A 23204-nucleotide genomic window follows, 5' to 3' on the forward strand; every position below is an offset into this window, starting at 1 on the left:
GCCCCCGTCCTGTGTGCAGGACGGGGGCCCGTCGCCGTGACCGGCCGAATGCGGTCTCAGGTGGCGCGGATGGCGGCGATGTCGAACTGGAGTCGGACCTTCTCGCTCACCATGGATCCGCCCTGGACCAGTCTGGCGTCGTAGGTCAGCCCCCAGTCGGACCGGTTGATGGTGGTCGTGCCGTCGAATCCCACCCGCTCGTCACCGAACGCGTCGGTGACATGGCCGATGTAGGTGAGCTCCAGGTCGACGGGGCGGGTGGTGTCCCTGATGGTGAGATCGCCGGTCATGAGGTAGACGTCCTTGCCGGCGAGCCGCACGGTGGTGCTCGTGAAGGTCATCCGCGGGTACGTCGCCGCGTCCAGGAACTGGCGGCCCGCCACGTGGGCGTCACGCTGCTCGACACCGGTGTCGACACTGGCGGTGTACAGCACGAGGTCGGCGCGGGAACGGGCCGGGTCGCGGCCGTCGAAGTACAGACGGCTCTCGTACTGCGTGAAAGCACCGCGGACGGTCGTCACCATCGCGTGCCGCACGGAGAACCCGATTCTGCTGTGCGCCGGGTCGATCAGCCACTCGCCGGTGAGGCCCGCCAGCTCCGGGTCGGGCAGTACGGCGGTGGCACTGGCCACCGGGGCGGCGGTCGCCACGGGAGCGGGGGACGGCTGCGCGCGCCGCTGGAAGGAGTTGCGGCCGAAAAGGTTCATGGCTCATCTGGTTACGTCAGCCCACGGGGTGGGACAAGGCCCGACCAGGAAACCCGACCGTTCGTCAGCAGAACTTCACAGCCGTCTCGGCTCCACCGGCCGCGTGTGTCTGCGGGCACAACGGGTGATCCGTTCGGCGTGGAACGCCGTACGTCCTGCCCCAAGCCGTTCACTGGGAGGTGTGATCAGGCTCGATACGGTGCTCGCAGGCCTCGGCGGAGCCCTTGGCGGAGGTTTCTGCGGGGCCACGGCCCACTACGCGATCAGGACTCTGAGACAGCGCCGCAGGGACGAGGACTCGGGGCTCAGAGCTCAGCGACAAGCCGTCCACCAGCAGTTCGTGCAGGTGTGCGCGGCAAGGGATTGGGTGGCTGGGCTACCGCAGGTGATCAGCGCGTCGGACTCCCCCGGGCACCGGCAGCAGATCCAGGACGAAGCGATGCTGCACCACAGCGCGTGCCACGCGACCTGGGACATGGCCCAGGCGGACATCGACAGTGACGAGGTGCGCTCGGCCACGGCGAGGCTCGATCGGGAGATCGCCGCCGTGTTGGGTCAGGTGGCGAAGGGGGACTTCGCCCCGGATCTGAATCCGCTGGCGCAGCGCCTCGACGAGCTGACGGCCGCCGCGAAGCACCGGCTCAGCGCCAGCCCGCGATCTTCCAGGCCGTCACGCTGAGTGAGCGGCTCAGCGGGGCCGGAGCGGGTGCCGATCCGATGCGGCGCATGAGGCCCCTCCCGGTGACAGGATCGGAGTTATGAACACCAATACGGACTGGGCGTACCGGGTGTTCGAGCCGCACGGCTCCGAGGGCTGGCGCCCCTACGGCAGCGACCCCGACCGGTGGCAGGGCGCGATCACCGCCCCCGACTCGGCCGAGGGAGCCAAGCACGCCATCGGCCGCATCGTCGCGGACCTGATGACCGAGTGGGAGCGGACCGGCCTCCACCACGCGATGCACGTGCGGGTCTTCCTCTGGCATGACGAGGAGGGCGACATCAGCGACGCGGACTTCGTCGTGGAGGTCCGGCCCCGGTCGGACTTCGACACAGCGTGAGGGTTCGTGCGGTTCGGCGGCCCGAATCCGCGTCGGCGGCGTTACCCGCCGGTAGGCACCCGAGAGCCTCGGCTGCCTGGTGCGGTTCGTCCTGCTCAGCGCAGTTGCTCGGCCAGTCCGACGATGATGCCCTCTGGGCCGCGGAGGTAGCAGAGCAGACAGCTGTCCTCGAACCGGGCGATCTCGCCGACGAGTTCGGCGCCGTGCGGGCGCAGGCGGGCAACGGTGTCCTCGATGTCGTCGACGGCGAACATGACGCGGTGCGTGCCCACGATGTTGTGCGGCCGGTTGCGCGGCCCGGCGCCGATCACCGCGGGGCTGCGGTACTTCGCCAGTTCGAGCCGGCTGTGACCGTCCGGGGTCCGGAGCATCGCGATGTCACAGCGGACGCCGTCGAGTCCGGTGCACCGGTCGGCGAAGAGACCCTCGACCTCCCCCCTGCCCTCCAGCTCCATACCGAGTTCCACGAAGAACGCGATGGCGGCGTCCATGTCCTCGACGACGATCCCGACGTTGTCCATCCGCTGAATCGCCATGCCGGCCTCTCCTTCTTCCTCGTGCGGCCGGTGGTGGCCGCTGCTGTCCCCGGGACGGAGCCGGTGGCACGTTCTCGACATCCGCACACCGCCGAACCCCCAAAAATGATCTGCGACACTGGTTAGGCCATGCCTAAGCCCGGAGAACTCACTTTCGTCGCCCCGCGCGGAGCCAAGAAGCCGCCGCGGCATCTCGCCGACCTCACACCCGCCGAGCGCAAGGACGCGGTGGCCGAGATCGGTGAGAAGCCGTTCCGTGCCAAGCAGCTCTCGCAGCACTACTTCGCGCGGTACGCGCACGACCCGGAGCAGTGGACCGACATCCCCGCAGGGTCGCGCGCCAAGCTGCAGGAAGCGCTGTTCCCGGAGCTGATGACCGTCGTACGGCATCTGTCCACCGACCAGGGGGCCACCCGCAAGACGCTGTGGCGGCTGTTCGACGGGACGCTCGTCGAGTCCGTGCTGATGCGGTACCCGGACCGGGTCACCATGTGCATCAGCTCGCAGGCCGGCTGCGGCATGAACTGTCCGTTCTGCGCCACGGGACAGGCCGGGCTCGACCGGAACCTGTCCACCGCCGAGATCGTCCACCAGATCGTGGACGGGATGCGGGCCCTGCGGGACGGGGAAGTGCCCGGGGGACCCGCCCGGCTGTCCAACATCGTCTTCATGGGCATGGGCGAGCCGCTCGCCAACTACAAGCGGGTCGTGGGCGCCGTTCGCGCGCTGACCGATCCCGCCCCGGACGGGCTCGGGCTGTCGCAGCGCGGGATCACCGTGTCCACCGTCGGGCTCGTGCCGGCCATCCACCGGTTCGCCGACGAGGGCTTCAAGTGCCGGCTCGCGATCTCCCTGCACGCGCCCGACGACGAACTGCGCGACACCCTCGTCCCCGTGAACACGCGGTGGAAGGTGCGCGAGGTGCTGGACGCCGGCTTCGAGTACACCGAGAAGAGCGGGCGGCGGCTGAGCATCGAGTACGCGCTCATTCGCGACATCAACGACCAGGCCTGGCGTGGTGACCGGCTCGGCCGGCTGCTCAGGGGCAAGCCCGTGCACGTCAACCTCATCCCGCTCAACCCGACGCCGGGATCCAAGTGGACCGCCTCGCGGCCCGAGGACGAGAAGGCGTTCGTGGAGGCCATCGCCGCTCATGGTGTGCCGGTCACGGTCCGGGACACCCGTGGTCAGGAGATCGACGGAGCCTGTGGTCAGCTCGCGGCCACCGAGCGGTAATCTGGCCACGTCCACACATCTTCATATTCCGACAGGGGAGCGCCACAGCGCTGAGAGTGCGGCGGACAGGGCCGCAGACCCTCTGAACCTCGCCCAGGTCATTCTGGGTAGGGAGTTCGGTCATCACTCAAGCTGTTGCGCCCTGCCCGGGCTCCTCCCACGGAGCCCGGGCAGGGCCGCGTCTCTTCCTGGCCAACCCCAGGAGGACATCCAGTGCAGAACAAGACCTTCGTGGCCGTGGCGGTCGGGCTCGGCCTGATCAGCCTGTCCGCGTGCGGTTCCGGTGGGAGTACGTCGTCCGCGGACTCCAAGACCGTGACCCTCGTCAGCCACGACTCGTGGGCCGTCTCCAAGAACGTGCTCCAGGACTTCGAGAAGCGGTCCGGGTACAAGGTCAGGGTCCTCAAGGACGGCGACGCCGGGCAGGCGGTCAACAAGGCGATCCTGACCAAGGACAACCCGCAGGGTGACGTCTTCTTCGGCGTCGACAACACCCTGCTCTCCCGTGCCCTGGACAACGGGCTCTTCCAGCCGTACGAGCCCAAGGGCGGCGACCTGGTCCTGCCCCAGTACCGCGTCGACCAGGACAAGCACCGCGTCACGCCCATCGACACCGGCGACATCTGCGTCAACTACGACAAGGCCTACTTCAGCGAGCACAAGCTGACCCCGCCGCAGTCCTTCGCCGACCTCGCCAAGCCCCAGTACAAGAACCTCCTCGTCACCGAGAACGCCGCGACCTCCTCGCCGGGCCTCGGCTTCCTGCTCGGCAGCGCCGCCCGGTTCGGCGACCACGGCTGGCAGGACTACTGGAAGAAGCTGAAGGCCAACGGCGTCAAGGTCGTCGACGGCTGGGAGCAGGCCTACTACCAGGAGTTCTCGGGTTCGTCGGAGGGCAGGAAGGCGGGTGGCGACCGCCCGCTGGCGGTGTCGTACGCCTCCTCCCCGCCCGCCGAGGTCATCTACGCCAAGAAGCGGCCCAGCACCGCCCCGACCGGCGTGTCGTACGGCACCTGCTTCCGGCAGACCGAGTACGCCGGCCTGCTGAGCAACGCGAAGAACACCAAGGGCGGCAAGGCGTTCCTCGACTTCCTGCTCACCAAGGAGTTCCAGGACGACATGCCGCTGAACATGTTCGTCTACCCGGTACGCAAGGCCGCCCAGGTGCCGCCGGAGTTCGCACAGTACGGCCCGCAGGCCAAGCACCCCGAGACCATGGCCCCCGGCAGGATCGCCGCCAACCGTGACCAGTGGGTCAAGTCGTGGACCTCGCTCGTACTGAAGTAGCGAAGCCCCGGCGGGGGAGCGCGGCGCGGCTGGGCCTGATGGCCCTGCCCGTCGCGTTCTTCGCCGTGTTCTTCGCCTGGCCCGTCGCCGCGATCGTCGCGCGCGGACTGAAGGCGGACGGCACCTGGCGGTTCGGGCGGATCGGGGACGTGGTCACGCAGCCGGACATCCGGCACGTGCTGTGGTTCACCACCTGGCAGGCGCTGGCCTCCACCGCGCTCACCCTGCTGCTCGCGCTGCCCGCCGCGTATCTCTTCGCCCGCCTGGACTTTCCGGGCAAGCGACTGCTGCGGGCCGTGGTCACCGTGCCGTTCGTGCTGCCGACCGTCGTCGCGGGCAGCGCCTTCCTCGCCCTCGTCGGACACGGCGGACTGCTCGACCAGCTGTGGGGCGTACGCCTGGACACCACGGTGTGGGCGATCCTGCTGGCCCATGTCTTCTTCAACTACGCGGTCGTCGTACGGACCGTCGGCGGGCTGTGGTCCCAGCTCGACCCCCGGCAGGAGGAGGCGGCCCGCGTGCTCGGCGCGTCCCCGCTGCGCGCCTGGCGGAAGGTCACCCTCCCGGCCCTCGCCCCCGCCGTGGCCGCCGCCGCGCTGATGGTGTTCCTGTTCACCTTCACCTCCTTCGGTGTCGTCCAGATCCTCGGCGGCCCCACCTTCTCCACCCTCGAAGTGGAGATCTACCGGCAGACCTCCGAGGTCTTCGACCTCTCCACGGCGGCCGTCCTCACCCTCGTCCAGTTCGTCGCCGTCGGCGCGATCCTCGTCGTGCACGCCTGGACGGTACGACGCCGGGAGACCGCCCTGCGGCTCGTCGACCCCGGGACCACCGCCCGCCGCCCGCGCGGCGCCGGGCAGTGGGCCCTGCTCGCCGGTGTCCTCGCCACGATCGCGCTCCTGCTGGTCCTGCCGCTCGCCGTCCTCGTCCGCCGCTCCCTGGACGCGCCCGGCTTCGGCTACTACCGCGCACTCGCGAACTCCGACGGTGGTACGTTCCTGGTGGCGCCCGTGCACGCGGTGTGGACCTCGCTCCAGTACGCCGTCGCCGCCACCGTCCTCGCCGTCGTGATCGGCGGCCTGGCCGCCGCCGCGCTGGCCCGCCGGGACGCGGGCCGCCTGGTGCGGGGCTTCGACGCGCTGCTGATGCTGCCGCTCGGCGTGTCCGCGGTGACCGTCGGCTTCGGTTTCCTGATCGCCCTCGACAAGCCGCCGCTGGACCTGCGCCAGTCCTGGATCCTGGTGCCGCTCGCCCAGGCGCTGGTCGGCGCCCCCTTCGTCGTACGGACCATGCTGCCGGTGCTGCGCGCGGTGGACGCACGCCTCCGGGAGGCCGCCGCCGTGCTCGGTGCCTCGCCCTGGCGGGTGTGGCGGGAGGTGGACCTGCCGATGGTGCGGCGGGCGCTGCTGGTCGCGGCCGGGTTCGCGTTCGCCGTCTCGCTCGGCGAGTTCGGGGCGACCGTGTTCATCGCGCGGCCCGACAACCCGACGCTCCCGGTCGCCGTGGCCCGGCTGCTCAGCCGCCCCGGGGACCTCAACTACGGCCAGGCCATGGCCCTTTCGACCATTCTGATGGTGGTGTGCGCCGCCGCGCTGCTGATCCTGGAGCGGCTGCGCACCGACCGGACGGGAGAGTTCTAGATGCTGCAGGCCGGACCGGGGAGCTCTGGATGCTGCTGAGCCTCGATGCCGCGACCGTGCGCTTCGGCGGGCGGGCCGTGCTGGACGCGGTCGGACTCGACGTCGCCGAGCACGAGGTGGTGTGCGTGCTCGGGCCCAGCGGCAGCGGCAAGTCGACCCTGCTGCGGGCGGTCGCCGGGCTGCAGCCCCTGTCCGGTGGACGGGTGCTGCTCGACGGCCGCGACCAGGCGGGCGTGCCCGCGCACCGGCGCGGTATCGGCCTGATGTTCCAGGACCACCAGCTCTTCCCGCAGCGGGACGTCGGCGCGAACGTGGCCTTCGGGCTGCGGATGCACGGCGTGGCCAGGGGTGAACGGGACGCCGAGGTGGGGCAGTTGCTGGAGCTGGTCGGGCTGCCGGGGGCCGCCCGGCGGGCCGTGGCCTCCCTGTCCGGCGGCGAGCAGCAGCGTGTCGCGCTCGCCCGGGCGCTCGCGCCCCGGCCCCGGCTGCTGATGCTGGACGAGCCGCTCGGCCAGCTCGACCGCTCGCTCAGGGAACGCCTGGTGGTCGAACTGCGGGAGCTGTTCGGCCGGCTGGGCACCACCGTGCTCGCCGTGACCCACGACCAGGGCGAGGCGTTCGCGCTGGCCGACCGGGTGGTGGTGATGCGGGACGGGCGGATCGCCCAGTCCGGTACGCCCCTTGAGGTGTGGCAGCGGCCCGCCGACGCGTTCGTGGCCCGCTTCCTCGGCTTCGACAACGTCGTCCCGGCGACCGTCGCGGGCACGGCCGCCGACAGCCCCTGGGGCAAACTGCCGGTGCCCGAGGGGTCCGCGCAGGGCGCCCGCACCCTGCTGGTCCGGCCCGCCGGGGTACGGCTCGTGGCCGCCGACGCGGGCCTGCCCTGCACGGTGACCGCCCGCACCTTCAAGGGCACCCATGTGACCGTCCGTCTGCAGCCCGGGGACGGGCCGCGTCTGGAGGCCGCCTGCGCGCTGCGACACGCGCCGGAGGTCGGGGACGGCGTGGGCGTGGAGTTCGACGCGGCCGAAATCGTCGTCCTCGACTGATCATCGGACGCTCTAGGGTAAGGCGCATGACTGTGCTTGCCCATGACCGTTACTGTGATGAAATCGCCCGTCAGGTCGAGCAGTTGAGGGCCGTGGTGACCTCCGGCTGCGACCTGTCAGCGACCGTGCCGACCTGCCCGGAGTGGTCGCTGGAGCACCTCGTACGGCACACGGGTGGCGCGCTGCGCTGGGTGGACACCCTCGTGCGCACCCGGGCGCAGGAGAACGTACCGCCGGAGCAGGTCCCGCTCGGCCGCGGGCCCGAGGAACGGGGTGACGCGAGCGCCCTGGACAAGTGGCTCGCGGAGACCGGCGAGCTGGTCGTCGGCGCGCTGCGGGAGGCGGGGCCGGACACCGCGGTGTGGGCATGGGCCGGAACGATGAACTCCGGCTTCTGGGCCCGCCGTATGGTCCACGAGATCACCGTCCACCGCGCGGACGCCGCACTCGCCGCCGGACTGCCCTACGAGGTCGCCCCCGACATCGCCGCCGACGCGGTGGACGAGTGGCTTCAGATCGTGGAGTGGGCGCAGCGGAACCTGCCGCGGGACCCGGCGAAGGACCTGCGCCGGCCGGGCAGCAGCATCCACCTGCACGCCACCGACGCCGACCCGGCGCTGCACGCCGAGTGGCTGATCGAGCTGGGCGAGGAGGGTGTCGTCTGGCGGCGTGGCCACGAGAAGGCCACGGTCGCCCTGCGCGGCCCGCTCACCTCGCTGCTGCTGGCCTTCTACCGCCGGCTGCCGCTGGACAGCCCCGGCCTCGAAGTCCTCGGCGAGCGCGAGGTGCTGGAGTTCTGGCTGGAGCGGGCCACCTTCGGCTGAGCCGGGCGGGCCACGTTCGGCTGAGCCGGGCGGGCCGGCGGCCGGCGGCCGGCGGGCGCGCCGGCGGACGACCGCGGCCCGTCCCCTGGGGATAGGAGGACGGGCCGCGGTGGTGTACGGAGGGTCAGGCGTCAGCCGTTGCCGCGCGTTCCGCGACGGCGCATGCCGAAGAAGACCGCGCCGCCGCCGATGACGACCAGCGCGCCCGCGATCCCGGCGATCAGGCCGGTGTTGGAGCTGGCGCCGGTCTCGGCGAGGTTCGATTCACCGACCGCCGGGGACGGCGCGTTGCTCGGCACGGTCGCCGGGGCGGAGCTGGACTCGGAGGCCGACGGGGTCGGGGTCGGGGTCGCCGGCTCGGCCGGGGCGGACTTCGACGGCTTCGGCTTCGGCGTCTTGGAGGCCGGCGGCGTCGGCGTCGAGCTCTCGGTCTTGCAGGCGGTGGACGCGGTCACCAGGTCGGGCTGGACGTCCTCGTCGACGATGTTGGCCGCCTTGACGTGGACCCGGTACGTCGCGCTCGGCTTCCAGTCCTCCGGGAAGCTGACCGGCGTGCCCAGGGCCGAGCCCTTGACCTCCTGCTGGCCCACCTTGGTCTCGACGCCGCCGCTGCTCTTGAGGAACACGGAGATGACGGCGGGGGTGCCGGCGGCGTCGGTGTCGGTGACGACGATGACGCCCTTGTCGCCGTCGCACTTGGCTTCGGCCTTGAAGTCACGGATGTTGCAGGCGAGGGCGGAGCTGGACAGACCCAGCACCACCGCGGCCGAGGCGGAGGCGACACCCAGGATGCGCACGGAACGGCGTGCGCTGCGGCGAGTTATGGACACGTTTGTCCTTTACAGAGTGCACAACTGCGGGGGGCTGTAGGGGGAATTGGAGCAACGGATGAGGTGAGGCCCCAGCTCCCCCAGGAGGCTCACAGGTCTATAAGCGCTCCATAAGCAGTGTCAACGCATATGCCACTCACGGCCGTTGGCTTTACCCGCTTATTAACCGCCGCGACGTTTGATCGCGTCCGAAGCCGGCTCGATCCGGTCACCGAGGGCGATACGGGACTTGGGCGGTCCGCACCTGTGCGTCCGTGGTGTTCAGCTCTGGATCGCCGCCGGGTCCATCCACATGATCTCCCAGGTGTGGCCGTCGAGGTCGTCGAAGGCGCGGCCGTACATGAAGCCGTGGTCCTGGGTGCGCCCGCTGGCCGTGCCGCCCGCCGCGATCGCCCGGTCGACCAGCTCGTCGACCTTCTCGCGGCTCTCGGCGCTCAGACAGACCAGCACCTCGCTGGTCGTGGTCGCGTCGGCGATCTCCTTCTTGGTGAAGGTGGCGTAGAACGGCTTGGTCAGGAGCATCGCGACGATCGTGTCGCTGATCACCACGGAGGCGGCGTTCTCGTCGCTGAACTGCGGGTTGATCGTGTAGCCGAGCTCCGTGAAGAACTTCTTCGAGGCGTCGAGGTCGTTCACGGGCAGGTTCACGAAGATCATCTGCTGGTACATGAGGTTCTCGCTTCCGTGGTGCGTCCTGGAGTCAGCGTGTTCGGTGGGGTAGACCCAGGGCTCCGGGAGAACTCATCGGTCGCCGGAGATTTTTCTGCGGCGGGTGGCTCAGCGGGTCACGGGGAGCGCGGCCAGGGCGGCGACGCCGAGGGTGAGCGGGCCGAAGAACGCCAGCAGGGCCGCCGCGCGGATGGCCACGGCCATGCGCAGCATCGTGGCCGGGGCGCCGAGGCGGAGCAGCGCGGCGGTCGTGCCGGCCCGGCACTGGCGGGTCTCCACCGCGGCGGTGACGAGGGTGGCGACGGTGCAGCCGGCGACGAGGAGCGTGCCGAAGGTGGTCAGGGGGCCGAACGCCGGTGCCGAGCCGGTGTACAGGGTGGTCATGGCGAAGCCGGCGGACGCGACCGCGCAGACGACGCCCAGGGGGCGGCCGATGCGGGTGGCCTCCGTCATGAGGACGCGGCCGGCGAGGAGGCGGAGGGCGCCGGGGCGGGTGGACTGCAGGAGCCAGCCGCACACGTGGGTGAGACCGGGGGCGGCGAGGACGAGGCCGCTCGTGGTGAGGAGCCAGCCGGTGAGGATGGCGAGGGACGAGCGGCCGGCGTAGGCCTGGGCCGTCAGACCGCTGGCGAGGAGGGCGATGCCCCAGGGGAGGCCGGTGGGGGCCTCTCTGGGGGGCTTGGCGGTGAGGTCGCTCCAGTCGGCGTCCGGAGCGGGGGTGCCGGCGCTGCCAGGGGGTGGTGGGGTGGGGTCGGTCGCGCTGCCCGGCGCCGACGGGGTGCCCGGCGGCTGGGGGTCGGTCGCGCTGCCCGGCGCCGACGGGGTGCCGTCCGCGTCCACCCGTGCCGCCCCGGCGGCAGGACTGCCCGCGGACTGACGGAGGCTCGTGGGGTCGTCGGCCGGTGTGGGGCGGCGGGCGAGGCGTGCTCCGAATCTTGCGCACGTGCCGAACGTCTCCCGTGCCACCGAGTGGCCGAAGGCGCCGAAGCGGCCGTACGCGCGGTGGGCCGGCGCGGCGGGGCCGGGGTCCTTCGGACGCAGGGCCAGGGCCACCGCTGACGAGGCGATGGCCGGGGGCAGGGTCAGCAGGGTCAGGGTCGCGGGCCCGGGGAGGCGCTGCCCGGCTGCCAGGACGTCCGCCGCCGCACCGTCGAACGGCACGCCCGTCAGGTCGCCGCGCAGATGCAGGAAGACGAGCAGGGCCAGCAGCGAGCCCAGGGAGCAGGACAGGGCCGTCGTCAGCGCGGAGACGGCCATCAGGCGGGCCGGGCCGAGGCCGACGGCGGACAGGCCGGGGCGCGGCCGGGCGCCCGGGTCGGTGCGGGCGACGGCGAGCGCCAGATACCCCGTGGCGGCGAGCGGCACCGTGCACCAGGCCAGGCGCAGCGCGGCGGCGGACGCGGACCCCGGGTGGTTCAGGGCGTAGCCGAGGCAGGACAGGAGCAGGAAGCCGGTGCCCGCCGAGGCCGCGGCCACCAGCAGACGGCGCAGCTGGACGGCGGGCCGCGCACTGCGGGTCAGACGGAGAGCGACCACGCGACCCGGCCTTCCGTGTCGGGTACGTCCGGCAGGTGCAGGGTCCGTACGCTCCGGCCGTCCAGCAGGTGCACGGTGCGGTCGGCCTGGGCGGCGGTCTCGGGGTCGTGGGTGGCGAGGACCACGGTGATGCCGTGCGAGCGGGCGGCCGAGGTGAGGGTGCGCAGGACCTGGGTGCGGTCGGCGCGGTGCAGCGGCGCCGTCGGCTCGTCGGCGAAGAGGATCGTGGGGGCCGTGGCCAGTGCCCGGGCGATCGAGACCCGCTGGCGCTCGGCCTGCTGCAGCGCGTGCGGCCGCTTGCGGCACTTGTCGCCGACGTCGAGCCGGACCAGCCACTCCAGCGCGGCGACCTTGGCCCTGCGCCGGCCGACCCCGCGCAGCATCAGCGGCAGCGCGACGTTCTCCCAGGCGTTCAGCTCGGGGACCAGGGCGGGCGCGGGGTCGATCCAGCTGAAGCGGTCCCGGCGCAGCTGCTCGCGGCGCATCGGGCCGAGTGTGTGCAGGGGCGTGCTGTTGAACCACACCTCGCCGTGCCGGACCGGGACCAGGCCGGACAGGCAGCGCAGCAGGGTGGTCTTGCCGCTGCCGCGCGGACCGGTGACGGCGACGATCTCGCGGTCGCGCACGGCGAGCGCGACCCCGGCGAGTCCGGGCGACCCGTCGGGGTGCCTGAAGTGCAGCGAGCGTGCCCAGAGCACGTCGTTGTCCGGCGGGGCCTCCATGCGCGTCCACCTCGGTTCTGATCCGCTTTTCCTGCCTGGTCCCCCGTGCGGGGGAACGAAGGGTGGGCCGATCGGTCACTGGAACGCTAGGCAGGTCCCCTGCGGCAGCCCGGACAGCGCGCGGCCCCGGGCCTCCGTTCCCACTCGAACGGAGGCACCGGGGCCGGGTGCCGATCAGCCAGTCGGATGATCGGGCCTTCCGGGGAAGGCTCAGAGCTTCGTCCACGCCTCCGTGAGGGTGGCGCGCAGGATCTGCTCGATCTCGTCGAAGGTCTCCTGGTTGGAGATCAGCGGCGGGGCGAGCTGGATGACCGGGTCGCCGCGGTCGTCGGCACGGCAGTACAGGCCGTTGTCGAACAGCGCCTTGGAGAGGAAGCCGTACAGGACGCGCTCGGTCTCCTCCTCGTTGAAGGACTCCTTGGTGTTCTTGTCCTTCACCAGCTCGATGCCGTAGAAGAAGCCGTTGCCGCGGACGTCGCCGACGATCGGCAGGTCGTGCAGCTTCTGCAGGGTCTGCAGGAAGGCACCCTCGTTGTCGAGCACGTGCTGGTTGATGTTCTCGCGCTCGAACAGGTCGAGGTTGGCGAGACCCACGGCCGCGGAGACCGGGTGGCCGCCGAAGGTGTAGCCGTGCAGGAAGGTGTTGTCGCCCTTGTAGAACGGCTCGGCGAGGCGGTCGGAGACGATGCACGCGCCGATCGGGGAGTAGCCCGAGGTCATGCCCTTGGCGCAGGTGATCATGTCCGGGACGTAGCCGAACTTGTCGCAGGCGAACATGGTGCCGAGGCGGCCGAAGGCGCAGATGACCTCGTCCGACACGAGCAGCACGTCGTACTGGTCGCAGATCTCGCGCACGCGCTGGAAGTAGCCGGGCGGCGGCGGGAAGCAGCCGCCGGCGTTCTGCACCGGCTCCAGGAAGACCGCGGCGACCGTCTCCGGGCCCTCGAAGAGGATCTGCTGCTCGATCTGGTCGGCGGCCCAGCGGCCGAAGGCCTCGGGGTCGTCGCCGTGTATCGGGGCGCGGTAGATGTTGGTGTTCGGCACCTTGTGCGCGCCCGGCACGAGCGGCTCGAAGGGGGCCTTCAGAGCGGGCAGACCCGTGATGGACAGGGCGCCCTGGGGGGTGCCGTGGTAGGCGACGGCACGGGAGATGACCTTGTACTTGGTCGGCTTGCCCTGCAGCTTGAAGTACTGCTTGGCGAGCTTCCAGGCGGTCTCGACGGCCTCGCCGCCACCGGTGGTGAAGAAGACCTTGTTCAGGTCGCCCGGCGCGTGGTCGGCGAGGCGCTCGGCCAGCTCGACGGCCTTCGGGTGGGCGTAGGACCACACCGGGAAGAAGGCCAGCTCCTGGGCCTGCTTGAAGGCGGCCTCGGCGAGTTCCGTGCGGCCGTGACCGGCCTGGACCACGAACAGACCCGCGAGACCGTCGAGGTAGCGCTTGCCCTTGTCGTCGTAGATGTAGGTGCCCTCACCCCGGACGATGGTCGGGACCGGGGAGTTCTCGTACGAGGACATGCGGGTGAAGTGCATCCACAGGTGGTCGTACGCGGTGCGGCTGAGGTCCTTGTTGCTCACGGTTATCGGGTCCTCACGGTTATCGGGTTCCCCACATGTAGGTCTGCTTCTTCAGCTTCAGGTAGACGAAGCTTTCGGTGGAGCGCACGCCGGGCAGCGACCGGATGCGTTTGTTGATGACGTCCAGCAGGTGGTCGTCGTCCTCGCAGACGATCTCCGCGAGGATGTCGAACGAGCCCGCGGTCATCACCACGTACTCGACTTCCGACATACCGGTCAGCGCGTCCGCGATCGACTCGACATCGCCCTCGACGTTGATCCCGACCATCGCCTGCCGGCGGAAGCCCACGGTGAGCGGGTCCGTGACGGCGACGATCTGCATCACGCCCTGGTCCAGCAGCTTCTGCACGCGCTGCCGCACGGCCGCCTCGGACAGGCCGACGGCCTTGCCGATCGCGGCGTACGGCCGGCGGCCGTCCTCCTGGAGCTGCTGGATGATGGCGAGGGAGACGGCGTCCAGCTGGGGGCTGTTGCCGTTCCTGGACTCGCGGGTGGAGTCCCTCTGGTCTGCGCTTCGACTGGCCACGACCTCACTGTGCACGACGTCTCGACAGTTTCGCAACCCTCAAGCGATGAAATTCGTTGTCTGAGGCTCGTCGTCTTGCGGATTTCGCAGAAGTGCTTGGGGTGGGGGTGTTGAAAACGTCGGTGTGCCGATTAGGGTGGGGTGTCTCAGCGATCGGACAGCCGAGCAGGCTGGCCGTGCTGGACAGCTCGAACCCTCGAACCAGATCAGGAGGCCGGCAGTGAGCACCGAGCTGCGTCGTCTGCGCAACTACATCGACGGTGAGTTCCGGGACGCCGCCGACGGACGGACCACCGAGGTGGTCAACCCCGCGACGGGCGAGGCGTACGCCACCGCGCCGCTGTCCGGCAAGGCGGACGTGGACGCCGCCATGGAGGCCGCCGCCCGCGCCTTCCCGGCCTGGCGCGACACCACCCCCGCCGAGCGTCAGAAGGCCCTTCTCAAGATCGCGGACGCGTTCGAGGAGCGTGCCGAGGAGCTGATCGCGGCCGAGGTGGAGAACACGGGCAAGCCCACCGGGCTCACCCGCTCCGAGGAGATCCCGCCGATGGTCGACCAGATCCGCTTCTTCGCGGGTGCGGCGCGACTGCTGGAGGGCCGCTCGGCCGGTGAGTACATGGAGGGGATGACCTCGATCATCCGCCGTGAGCCGGTCGGCGTCTGCGCCCAGGTCGCCCCCTGGAACTACCCGATGATGATGGCGGTGTGGAAGTTCGCCCCGGCGATCGCCGCGGGCAACACGGTCGTCCTGAAGCCGTCGGACACCACCCCCGCCTCCACGGTCCTGATCGCCGACATCATCGGCTCGATCCTGCCCCAGGGCGTCTTCAACGTCATCTGCGGCGACCGGGACACCGGCCGCCTGATGGTCGAGCACGACACCCCGGCCATGGCCTCCATCACCGGCTCGGTCCGCGCGGGCATGTCCGTCGCCGAGTCCGCCTCCAAGGACCTCAAGCGGGTCCACCTGGAGCTGGGCGGCAAGGCCCCGGTCGTCGTCTTCGAGGACACCGACATCGCCAAGGCCGTCGAGGACATCTCCGTCGCGGGCTTCTTCAACGCCGGCCAGGACTGTACGGCCGCGACCCGCGTCCTCGTCCAGGAGTCCATCCACGACGAGTTCGTGGCCGCGCTCGCCAAGGCGGCGTCCGAGACCAAGACCGGCCAGCCGGACGACGAGGACGTGCTCTTCGGCCCGCTGAACAACCCGAACCAGCTCAAGCAGGTCGCCGGCTTCATCGACCGCCTGCCGGCCCACGCCAAGGTCGAGGCGGGCGGCCAGCAGGTCGGCGACAAGGGCTACTTCTACGCCCCGACCGTCGTCTCCGGCCTGAAGCAGGACGACGAGATCGTCCAGAACGAGGTCTTCGGCCCGGTCATCACCGTGCAGTCCTTCGCCGACGAGGACCAGGCCGTCCAGTGGGCCAACGGCGTCGAGTACGCCCTCGCCTCCTCGGTGTGGACCAAGGACCACGCCCGCGCGATGCGCATGTCCAAGAAGCTCGACTTCGGCTGCGTGTGGATCAACACCCACATCCCGCTGGTCGCCGAGATGCCCCACGGCGGCTTCAAGAAGTCCGGCTACGGCAAGGACCTGTCGGCGTACGGCTTCGAGGACTACACGCGGATCAAGCACGTGATGACGTCGCTGGACTGACGTTCTCACCGGCACCGTGCGGCGCGGCCTCGGACGGGTTCACCTCCCCGTCCGGGCCGCGCTGTCTCATTCCCCCGTCACGAACCCCAGCTCCTCCTCGGTGAGCCGGAGGGTGGCCGCCCGCGCCCAGTCCGCGGTCTGCTCCGGACTGCGCGCTCCCGCGATCGCCCCGGTGACGCCCCGCCGGGCCAGCACCCAGGCGATCGCCACCGCGCTCACCGTCGTCCCGTGCGCCCGCGCGACCGTCCGGAGCCGGTCCACCGTACGCAGGTGGGTGTCCAGGTGCGTCGTGAAGTCGGGGTGGGTGCGGCGCCAGTCGGACGGGTGCAGGCGGGCCAGCCGCTCGCGGGTGAAGGTCCCGCTGAGCAGGCCCGAGTGGAGCGGCTGGTAGGGGATCACGCCGGTGCCGTGGTCGGCGGCCCAGTCGATCTCCGGCTCGGCGGCGCGGTTGAGGAGGGACAGCGGGGGCTGGATCGCGTCGACCGGGGCGATGCGGTGCGCGGCCGCCAGCTGTTCGGGCGAGTGGTTGGAGAGCCCGATCGCCCGCACCTTGCCCTCCGCCTTCAGGTCGGCCATCAGCTGCCAGTACTCCTCCAGCGGGGTGGCCCGCGCGTCCTCGGGGGGCTCCGTGCCGTCCCAGTTCAGGGACGCGCCGGTGTCCGGCCAGTGCACCTGGTACAGGTCGATCGCCTCCACGCCGAGCCGGCGCAGCGAGTCCTCGACCTCCCGCCGTACGCTGTCGGGCCGCATGATCCGCCGGGGTGCCGCAGCCGGGTTCTCCGGGTCCCACACCAGGCCCGCCTTCGTGAACACATACGGGCGGTCGGCGTGCGGCAGCTCGGCCAGCGCCTTGCCGACCACCTCCTCGGAGTGGCCGAGCCCGTACACGGCGGCGGTGTCGATCCAGTTGACGCCCAGTTCGACCGCCCGGTGCACGGTCTCGATCGACCGCCGGTCGTCCTGCGCGCCCCACGTGAAGCGCCAGCCGTCGCCGCCGAACGACCAGGCGCCCAGCCCGATCACGGAGATGTCGAGGCCGGAAGTGCCGAGGGGGCGGAGGGGGAGAGTCATCGTCGTACGTCCTTGTCGCACTCGTCGTTTCCCTGACGTCCACGACTCTGCGCCCTGCGCAACCGCCCTCAACAGGCCCGTTTTATAGGGGGGAAAGACTTGGCCACCCTTGTTCGGCGCAGGTCCCGGATACTCGTGGGCATGACGACTCCCGGCGAACGACGCAGCGAACTCAGCCAGTTCCTCCGGTCCCGGCGGGCCCGGCTCACCCCGGCCGACGTGGGGCTGACGGCGCACGGGCCCCGGCGCGTGCCCGGGCTGCGGCGCGAGGAGCTGGCGCAGCTGGCCGGGGTGAGCGTCGAGTACTACGTACGCCTGGAGCAGGGTCGCAACCCGCATGTCTCGGACGCGGTGCTGGAGGCCGTCGGCCGGGCGCTGCGCCTGGCTCCGGCCGAGCGGGCACACCTGCGCAACCTGGCCCGCCCGGACCGCGCCCTGCCGGACGCGACACCGGCCACCGAGACCGTACGGCCCTCCCTGCGCCGGCTGATCGACGCCCAGCCCGGCCCCGCCTACGTCTGCGGTCACCTCACCCAGGTGCTCGCCTGGAACCCGCTCGCCGCCGCCGTCTTCGGCGACTTCGGTGAAGTGCCGTGCGAGCGGCGGACGTTCGCGCACCTGGTCTTCCTCGACGCCCGCTACCGCGAGCTGTTCGCGGACAGCTGGCGCCCGAAGGCCGAGTCGACCGTGGCCTTTCTGCGGGTGAGCGTGGGCCGTTACCCCGACGACCCGGCGCTGGCCTCCCTCATCGGACGGCTCGCCATGCGGAGCGAGGAGTTCGCCGCGCTGTGGGCAAGGCAGGACGTGGCGGACAAGGGCCCCGGCCGCTACACCCTGCACCACCCGCTGGTCGGCCCGCTCACCCTGGACTTCGAGGTGCTGCACACGAACGAACCCGGCCAGCTCCTGGTCAGCTATCTTCCGGCGCCGGACACCGAGGCGGCCGAGGCCCTGGGGCTGGTCGGCAGCTGGGGCGCGGACGGTGCGTGAACGGCGCTGATCGACAAGGTGTCGGGGAGAGGGGGCCGCGCTCGACGCAGCGTCGATTGTCCGTGGAACGCGCCAGACGGCATCCTTCCGGAGTGCCCCAGACTTCCTCGCGTACGTCCGTGATGCCCCGCCGCTCCCTCCTGCGCGCACTCGGCGGCACCGCCGCGCTCGGTGCCCTGGCCGGCTGCGGGGTGCCCGCCGCCTATGTCGCGCCCGGCGACCGGGCCGTAACCGACGAGTCCACGGCCGACAGGAAGCTGACCTGGGCGAACTGGCCGCTGTACATCGACACCGACGACGACAACCCCAACCGGCGCCCCACCCTGGAGGCGTTCGGGAAGCGCACCGGGATCCGGGTGGACTACGTCGAGGAGATCAACGACAACGACGAGTTCTTCGGCAAGATCAGCCCCGCCCTGATGAACCACCAGTCCACCGGCCGCGACCTGATCGTCATCAGCGACTGGATGTGCGCCCGGTTCGTCCGGCTGGGCTGGGTCGAGGAGATGGACCGCGCCCGCCAGCCGAACGTGGCGAAGTACCTGGACCCGCTGCTGCGTACGCCCGCCTTCGACAAGGGCCGCAGGTTCACCGTGCCGTGGCAGTCGGGCATCACCGGCATCGCCTACAACCGCAGGAAGCTCGGCCGCGAGATCCGGCACGTCAAGGACCTCTGGGCGAGCGACCTCAAGGGCCGGGTGACCCTCCTGTCCGGCCTGGACGAGTCGTTCGCGCTCCTCATGCAGGGCAACGGCGTGGACATCAGGAGGTGGACGGCGGACGACTTCCACCGCGTCTGCGACCAGGTGGAGCGGGAGGTCCACCGCGGCCAGATACGCCGCTTCACCGGCAACGACTACACAAAAGACCTGGTCAGCGGGGACGTGCTGGCCTGTCAGGCGTACTCCGGCGACGTCATCCAGCTGCAGGCGGACAACCCCGACATCCACTTCGTCGTGCCCGAGGAGGGCGCCGAGCTGTGGTCGGACTCCCTGATGATCCCCAACCGGGCCCGCCACAAGGCCAACGCGGAGCGGCTGGTCGACTACTACTACGACCCCGCCGTCGCCGCGAAGCTGGCCGCCTGGGTCAACTACGTCTGCCCGGTGCCGGCCGCCAAGGAGGTCCTGGCGGCGTCGAAGGACAAGGACACCGCCGCCCTCGCCGACAACCCGCTGATCTTCCCGGACACCGGCATGCGGTCCCGCCTCGCCATCGCCCGGGACATCACCTCCACGGAACGTGTGGAGTACGCGAAACGGTGGAACACGATCGTGGGCCTGTAGGGCACGGCGGGACGTCCCCCGCGACCGGCACCGCGACCTCCGCCGAACGCCCCGCCGCCGACGGCTGATTGACGCATGGCTGACGGCGTGTCCTTGCTCCTACGATGGAAGCCACCGTCGGGGGAGGGTGGACGTGACGCGCAGTACGCCACAGGGTGCCGGGCGCCGGCTGGAGGACGCGATCGCCTGGGCGGTCCGCAACGCGGACGGGATCGTCGCCATCGGCGTCGCCCTGGCCGTCGGGCTCATGGACGTCCTCAACCAGAACATGTCCGACAACATCGTCTCCGGCGCCACCCTGCTCGTCCTCGCGGCGCTGGTGTACGGGGGGCTCACCGAGCGCCGCCGCCGGGTGAGCGACATCCGGGCCGCGACCGCCGGGACCAGCCGGGCCATCGAGGACCTGGCGATGGTGCGCACCCTGTCCGGCGCCGAGGTCGCGCTCGCACACGAACGGGCCCGGCGCGCCACCACCCGCTGGGTGTTCAAGGGCGGCACCGGCACCTACCTGCGCGCCGTCACGCTGCCCGAGTGCGTGCTGGAGGCGCAACGGCAGCGGCGTTCCCTCAGCATGAAGATCGACATCATCAACCCCGCCGACGACCAGGTGTGCACCGCGTACGCGCGGTTCAGGAGCACGTTCGGCGGCGGCTTCGGCGAGTGGACCGTCGAGCGCACCCGCAAGGAGGCGTACGCCACCGTCGTCGCGGCCGGCTGGCACCGGCAGCGGCTGGACACCCTGGAGATCGACGTCCACCTGTCCTCCGTGGCACCGGCCCTGCGCTTCGACCTCTCGGACACCTGCCTGATCATCACCCAGGACGACCCGAGCCGCGTCAGCCTGTCCGTGGACCGGGACCGGCCGCTCTACGACTACTACGTCACCGAGCTGCACCAGAGCCGCGAGCAGGCGGTCAAGCTCGATCTGCGCGAGGCCGTCCCCCTCTCCGACGAGCCGACCGTCGACGAGGTCAGACGCCTGCTCGACCGGCTCGGCCTGCCACTCCCGTCGAGCTTCACCGATCGTGACGTCGGCGACATCATCGACAAGGCGCTGCGCGCGGAGAACCCGTACCGCAGGTGAGCGTCGTGTTCCGGCCAAGGGGGGAAGGAACATGGACTACCCGGCCCTGGAACGGGCCGCCCGGCGGCACGCCACCGCCGAGCTGATACGACACGCCACAGCGGAACTGGACGGGATCGCCTCGGGCCGCCGCGCCCTGCGCGCGGTGCGCCATCCCCTGGGCTTCGTCTGTCTCCCCGTCCTGCGCGACGGCGCCGACGGCGTCTGCGTCCACGTCTTCAGCACCCCGGAGGCGGAGCCCGACCGGACCGCCGCCCAGGTGCACTGCCACAGCTGGGACCTGACCAGCACCGTGCTGTACGGGCGGCTGGGCAACCGGCGCGTGCACATCGAGGACGACGGCGGCGAACCCACCCACCGTGTCTTCGAAGTGCTCAGCGACCCCTCGGGCGTCGACGAACTGCGCCCCACCGGACGCCTGGTGCGCTGCCGGTCCGGAATCGAACACACCAGCGGGCCCGGCCAGACCTACGCCCTCCCGGCGGGTGAATTCCACACCACCGTGGTGCCCGACGACCACCCCACCGCCACCCTGGTGCTGGGGCGGACCCTGCCCGGCCGGGTGGACCTCTCGCTGGGCCCGCTGTCCGCACCGGGGCACCGCGTGGTCCGCAGCACGTGCGACGCGACCCAGACCGCCCGGATCGCTCGGGCCGCCCTCAGGAGGATCCATGAGCCCGAACCGTGACCCCGGCTACACCGGCGAGCACCGCACGGCGGTGACCGCCGCCGAGGAGGCCGGGACGCTGTTGCGGTCCCGTTTCCCCGACGGCTTCGCCGCGCGGCAGAAGGGCGAACTCGGGGACGTCGTCACCGACCTGGACGTGGCCGCCGAGCAGCTCGTGGTCGACCGGATCCGCGCCCGCTACCCGCACGACCGCATCCTCGCCGAGGAGTCCGGTGAACTCATGGGCGACGGTGGCGGCCGTACCTGGCTGATCGACCCGCTCGACGGCAGCAACAACGTGGTCATCGGGCTGGCGGTCTACGTCGTCGGCATCGCGCTGTGTGTCGACGACACGCCCGTCGTGGGAGTCGTCCACGATCCGATGACCGGCCGTACCTGGTCCGCCCTGCGGGGCGGTGGGGCGCACGGCCCGGCCGGACGGCTGGCCACGTCCGCGGACGTCCGCCTGCCGCCTTCGGCCGGACCGCTGCTGGCCTGGACCCAGGGCCACGGCGTCTCCCGCGACGACCCCGTGGCCTGCGCCCTGAGGCACACCCTCGAACTGCGCTCCCGGCGCCTGCTGCAGCTCTGGGCGCCCCTGGTGGCCTGGTCGATGCTGGCCCGCGGGGACATCGACGGCTTCGTCGGCTACCGCGCGGAGGCGATCGACCTGCCCGCCGGCGCGCTGCTCGCCCGCGAGGCCGGGATCGCCCTGCGGCACCTGGACGGCGCCGAGTTCGGCGGCGGCTTCGGCGGGCCCGACACCGGGCGCTCCTTCGTCGCCGGCCGCCCCGAGATGCTGCCGCACCTGCTCGACCTCGTCAGCCCTTTCTCTCCCGGCACCGCGCGCACTCACACGGCGGGAACCGCCCCGACAGGTCCAGCGGCGCCGCGTTCTTCGGCGGCCGGTACGTCGTCGTGGGCCCCCACGTCCGGCCCCCGTCCCGGGACACCCTCAGTGTGAGGTACACGTCGACGAACCCGTCTTCTTTGTCCTGCATGCCCGCACCTTTCACTTTCCGTGGCGATCCATGCACAGAGTGATGTGGGCGGGGGTACCTTCGGAAGATGACCGAGCGTGACAACGCAGTGCGCAACAGGGGGAGTTGAAGGCGTGGCCATCGAGGACAACCCGATCTCCCGGGTGCGGTACGGGGGAGGAACTCAGGCGGCGCAGGGAGGCCGCGGGTCTCACACAGGAGGAACTGAGCCAACGTGTCGTGATGTCCCGCACGCACATCGCCCACATCGAGGCGGGGCGACGGCGGCCGGACGTGGAGGATGCGCGCCGCCTGGACCAGGTGCTGGGTACGGACGGGTTCTTCGAGCGGTTCCTGCCGACGCTGGATGGCAAGAAGGTCGCGGAACACTTCAAGGGTGCGCTGGAATTCGAGGGCCAGGCGACCGAGATCCGGGTATACGCACCCAAGTTGGCGCCCGGCATCCTGCAGACGCCGGCATACGCGCTCGAAGTGCTCAGCTCCGGCGCCTCGCCCAAGAGCCCGGAAGAACGCGACGAGCTGCTCACCACACGCCTTGAGCGTGGCCGCATCCTCGACAACTTCCAGTCACCGAAGGTGTGGGCGCTGCTCGACGAGGCGGTGCTACGACGCCCCATCGGTGGCCCGGCGGTGATGTGCGAGCAGCTCCGGCACATCGCGATCCTGGGTGAGAGCCACCGCATCCGCGTGCACGTGCTGCCCTTCTCGGTCGGCTACCACGCCCTGCTGGAGGGGTTCGTCTCGCTCATGTGGTTCGAGGACCTTCCGCCCGTCGCCTACACGGAGGGTCTGAAGTCGGGCCGTATTTGGGAACTTTCGTCCGTGGTCCGCGAGTGCCAGGTCGCCTACGATCATGCGCTGGGCGACGCCTTGTCGCACCGTCAGTCCCTGGCCCTGATCAGGGCGGTTGCGGAGGATTTCGAGCATGAAGCAGAACGGGCCCAGCGTCCCTGACGCATCCGTACTGACACATTGGCGCAAGTCGAGCCACAGCGGTGACAGCGGCGGTGACTGCCTCGAAGTCACGGCTTGGCGCAAGTCGAGCTACAGCGGCGGCAGCGGCGGCTCCTGCCTCGAAGTGAACGACTCCGCCGCCCCCACCCACATCCCCGTCCGTGACAGCAAGAACCCCTCCGGTCCCGCCGTCGTCTTCTCGGCGTCCGCCTGGGTGGCGTTCGTGGGCGCTGTCAGCCGCTGAGGAACAGCCCTCCCCGAGACCCCGTGTCACAAACGACCGGGCTGTCTTGTCTCAG

Annotated in this window: 24 protein-coding genes; 15 read left to right on the plus strand and 9 right to left on the minus strand. The window is 71.0% G+C overall.

All coding sequences use genetic code 11. The annotated features are described in order from the left end of the window. Window positions 1–56: 56 nt before the first annotated feature. The gene (locus IO33_RS0121385; RefSeq protein ID WP_031167365.1) at window positions 57–707 is read right to left on the minus strand and encodes a YceI family protein; all 651 of its coding nucleotides are present in this window, start codon (window positions 705–707) and stop codon (window positions 57–59) included. 181 nt (window positions 708–888) lie between these two features. Here IO33_RS0121385 and IO33_RS51735 point away from each other — a divergent pair, with 181 nt between their 5' ends. Beyond that, window positions 889–1386: a hypothetical protein gene (locus IO33_RS51735; protein WP_031167367.1), complete on the plus strand. Its 498-nt coding sequence runs from the start codon at window positions 889–891 to the stop codon at window positions 1384–1386. A gap of 79 nt (window positions 1387–1465) precedes the next feature. Then, window positions 1466–1765, plus strand: coding sequence for a hypothetical protein (locus tag IO33_RS0121395; protein ID WP_031167369.1), 300 nt, complete (start codon window positions 1466–1468; stop codon window positions 1763–1765). Between the two features lie 95 nt (window positions 1766–1860). Here IO33_RS0121395 and IO33_RS0121400 read toward each other — a convergent pair whose 3' ends face one another. Further along, window positions 1861–2301: a VOC family protein gene (locus tag IO33_RS0121400; RefSeq protein WP_031167371.1), complete on the minus strand. Its 441-nt coding sequence runs from the start codon at window positions 2299–2301 to the stop codon at window positions 1861–1863. A gap of 129 nt (window positions 2302–2430) precedes the next feature. Here IO33_RS0121400 and rlmN point away from each other — a divergent pair, with 129 nt between their 5' ends. From rlmN to IO33_RS0121425, 5 genes are all read left to right on the plus strand, one after another. After that, window positions 2431–3537, plus strand: coding sequence for a dual-specificity RNA methyltransferase RlmN (gene rlmN / locus IO33_RS0121405; protein ID WP_031167372.1), 1107 nt, complete (start codon window positions 2431–2433; stop codon window positions 3535–3537). Between the two features lie 213 nt (window positions 3538–3750). Next, window positions 3751–4824, plus strand: coding sequence for a thiamine ABC transporter substrate-binding protein (locus IO33_RS0121410; protein WP_031167374.1), 1074 nt, complete (start codon window positions 3751–3753; stop codon window positions 4822–4824). Window positions 4825–4862: 38 nt separating this feature from the next. Then, entirely contained in the window at window positions 4863–6464 is a 1602-nt protein-coding gene (locus IO33_RS0121415) for an ABC transporter permease (protein ID WP_031167376.1), read from the plus strand. 29 nt (window positions 6465–6493) lie between these two features. Next, window positions 6494–7513 (plus strand): ABC transporter ATP-binding protein, encoded by a 1020-nt coding sequence (locus IO33_RS0121420; protein WP_031167379.1) that lies wholly within the window; start codon window positions 6494–6496, stop codon window positions 7511–7513. A gap of 26 nt (window positions 7514–7539) precedes the next feature. Further along, window positions 7540–8337 carry a maleylpyruvate isomerase family mycothiol-dependent enzyme gene (locus IO33_RS0121425; RefSeq protein ID WP_031167381.1) on the plus strand — a complete coding sequence of 266 codons (798 nt, stop codon included), beginning with the start codon at window positions 7540–7542 and terminating at the stop codon, window positions 8335–8337. A 131-nt stretch (window positions 8338–8468) separates the two neighbouring features. On the opposite strand, the gene IO33_RS0121430 is transcribed toward IO33_RS0121425, so the two are convergent. From IO33_RS0121430 to IO33_RS0121455, 6 genes are all read right to left on the minus strand, one after another. Continuing rightward, complete coding sequence (locus tag IO33_RS0121430; RefSeq protein ID WP_031167385.1) at window positions 8469–9167, minus strand: LAETG motif-containing sortase-dependent surface protein; 699 nt, start codon at window positions 9165–9167, stop codon at window positions 8469–8471. 261 nt (window positions 9168–9428) lie between these two features. Continuing rightward, on the minus strand, window positions 9429–9836 hold the full coding sequence (locus IO33_RS0121435) for a VOC family protein (RefSeq protein ID WP_031167387.1): 408 nt from the start codon (window positions 9834–9836) through the stop codon (window positions 9429–9431). Window positions 9837–9944: 108 nt separating this feature from the next. Next, window positions 9945–11372, minus strand: coding sequence for a hypothetical protein (locus IO33_RS0121440; protein ID WP_031167389.1), 1428 nt, complete (start codon window positions 11370–11372; stop codon window positions 9945–9947). Then, a complete protein-coding gene (locus tag IO33_RS0121445; protein ID WP_031167392.1) occupies window positions 11354–12094 on the minus strand; it encodes an ABC transporter ATP-binding protein in 741 nt (246 codons plus the stop codon). The genes IO33_RS0121440 and IO33_RS0121445 overlap by 19 nt, the downstream gene beginning before the upstream one ends. A gap of 210 nt (window positions 12095–12304) precedes the next feature. Further along, the gene (locus IO33_RS0121450; protein WP_031167394.1) at window positions 12305–13669 is read right to left on the minus strand and encodes an aspartate aminotransferase family protein; all 1365 of its coding nucleotides are present in this window, start codon (window positions 13667–13669) and stop codon (window positions 12305–12307) included. Between the two features lie 19 nt (window positions 13670–13688). Beyond that, window positions 13689–14210: an Lrp/AsnC family transcriptional regulator gene (locus IO33_RS0121455; RefSeq protein ID WP_031167396.1), complete on the minus strand. Its 522-nt coding sequence runs from the start codon at window positions 14208–14210 to the stop codon at window positions 13689–13691. Window positions 14211–14415: 205 nt separating this feature from the next. Between IO33_RS0121455 and IO33_RS0121460 the strand changes: the two genes are divergently transcribed. Next, entirely contained in the window at window positions 14416–15852 is a 1437-nt protein-coding gene (locus tag IO33_RS0121460; RefSeq protein ID WP_031167398.1) for a gamma-aminobutyraldehyde dehydrogenase, read from the plus strand. Between the two features lie 66 nt (window positions 15853–15918). Here IO33_RS0121460 and IO33_RS0121465 read toward each other — a convergent pair whose 3' ends face one another. Continuing rightward, window positions 15919–16923: an aldo/keto reductase gene (locus tag IO33_RS0121465; protein ID WP_031167400.1), complete on the minus strand. Its 1005-nt coding sequence runs from the start codon at window positions 16921–16923 to the stop codon at window positions 15919–15921. 141 nt (window positions 16924–17064) lie between these two features. Here IO33_RS0121465 and IO33_RS0121470 point away from each other — a divergent pair, with 141 nt between their 5' ends. From IO33_RS0121470 to IO33_RS0121500, 7 genes are all read left to right on the plus strand, one after another. Continuing rightward, the gene (locus IO33_RS0121470) at window positions 17065–17913 is read left to right on the plus strand and encodes a helix-turn-helix transcriptional regulator (RefSeq protein WP_051926881.1); all 849 of its coding nucleotides are present in this window, start codon (window positions 17065–17067) and stop codon (window positions 17911–17913) included. 122 nt (window positions 17914–18035) lie between these two features. Further along, complete coding sequence (locus IO33_RS0121475; RefSeq protein ID WP_209438891.1) at window positions 18036–19199, plus strand: ABC transporter substrate-binding protein; 1164 nt, start codon at window positions 18036–18038, stop codon at window positions 19197–19199. A 133-nt stretch (window positions 19200–19332) separates the two neighbouring features. Next, window positions 19333–20283, plus strand: a complete 951-nt coding sequence (locus IO33_RS0121480; RefSeq protein WP_245235845.1) for a hypothetical protein — start codon at window positions 19333–19335, stop codon at window positions 20281–20283. 31 nt (window positions 20284–20314) lie between these two features. Then, window positions 20315–20971 (plus strand): hypothetical protein, encoded by a 657-nt coding sequence (locus IO33_RS0121485; protein WP_031167409.1) that lies wholly within the window; start codon window positions 20315–20317, stop codon window positions 20969–20971. Next, on the plus strand, window positions 20955–21914 hold the full coding sequence (locus IO33_RS0121490; protein WP_063765771.1) for an inositol monophosphatase family protein: 960 nt from the start codon (window positions 20955–20957) through the stop codon (window positions 21912–21914). Before IO33_RS0121485 ends, IO33_RS0121490 begins: the two co-directional genes overlap by 17 nt. Window positions 21915–22056: 142 nt before the next feature. Further along, window positions 22057–22905 carry a helix-turn-helix domain-containing protein gene (locus IO33_RS0121495; protein ID WP_037685759.1) on the plus strand — a complete coding sequence of 283 codons (849 nt, stop codon included), beginning with the start codon at window positions 22057–22059 and terminating at the stop codon, window positions 22903–22905. Next, window positions 22877–23149, plus strand: a complete 273-nt coding sequence (locus tag IO33_RS0121500; RefSeq protein ID WP_031167415.1) for a DUF397 domain-containing protein — start codon at window positions 22877–22879, stop codon at window positions 23147–23149. Before IO33_RS0121495 ends, IO33_RS0121500 begins: the two co-directional genes overlap by 29 nt. Window positions 23150–23204 lie beyond the last annotated feature (55 nt).

This window comes from Streptomyces durhamensis (assembly GCF_000725475.1).
Lineage (GTDB): Bacteria > Actinomycetota > Actinomycetes > Streptomycetales > Streptomycetaceae > Streptomyces > Streptomyces filipinensis.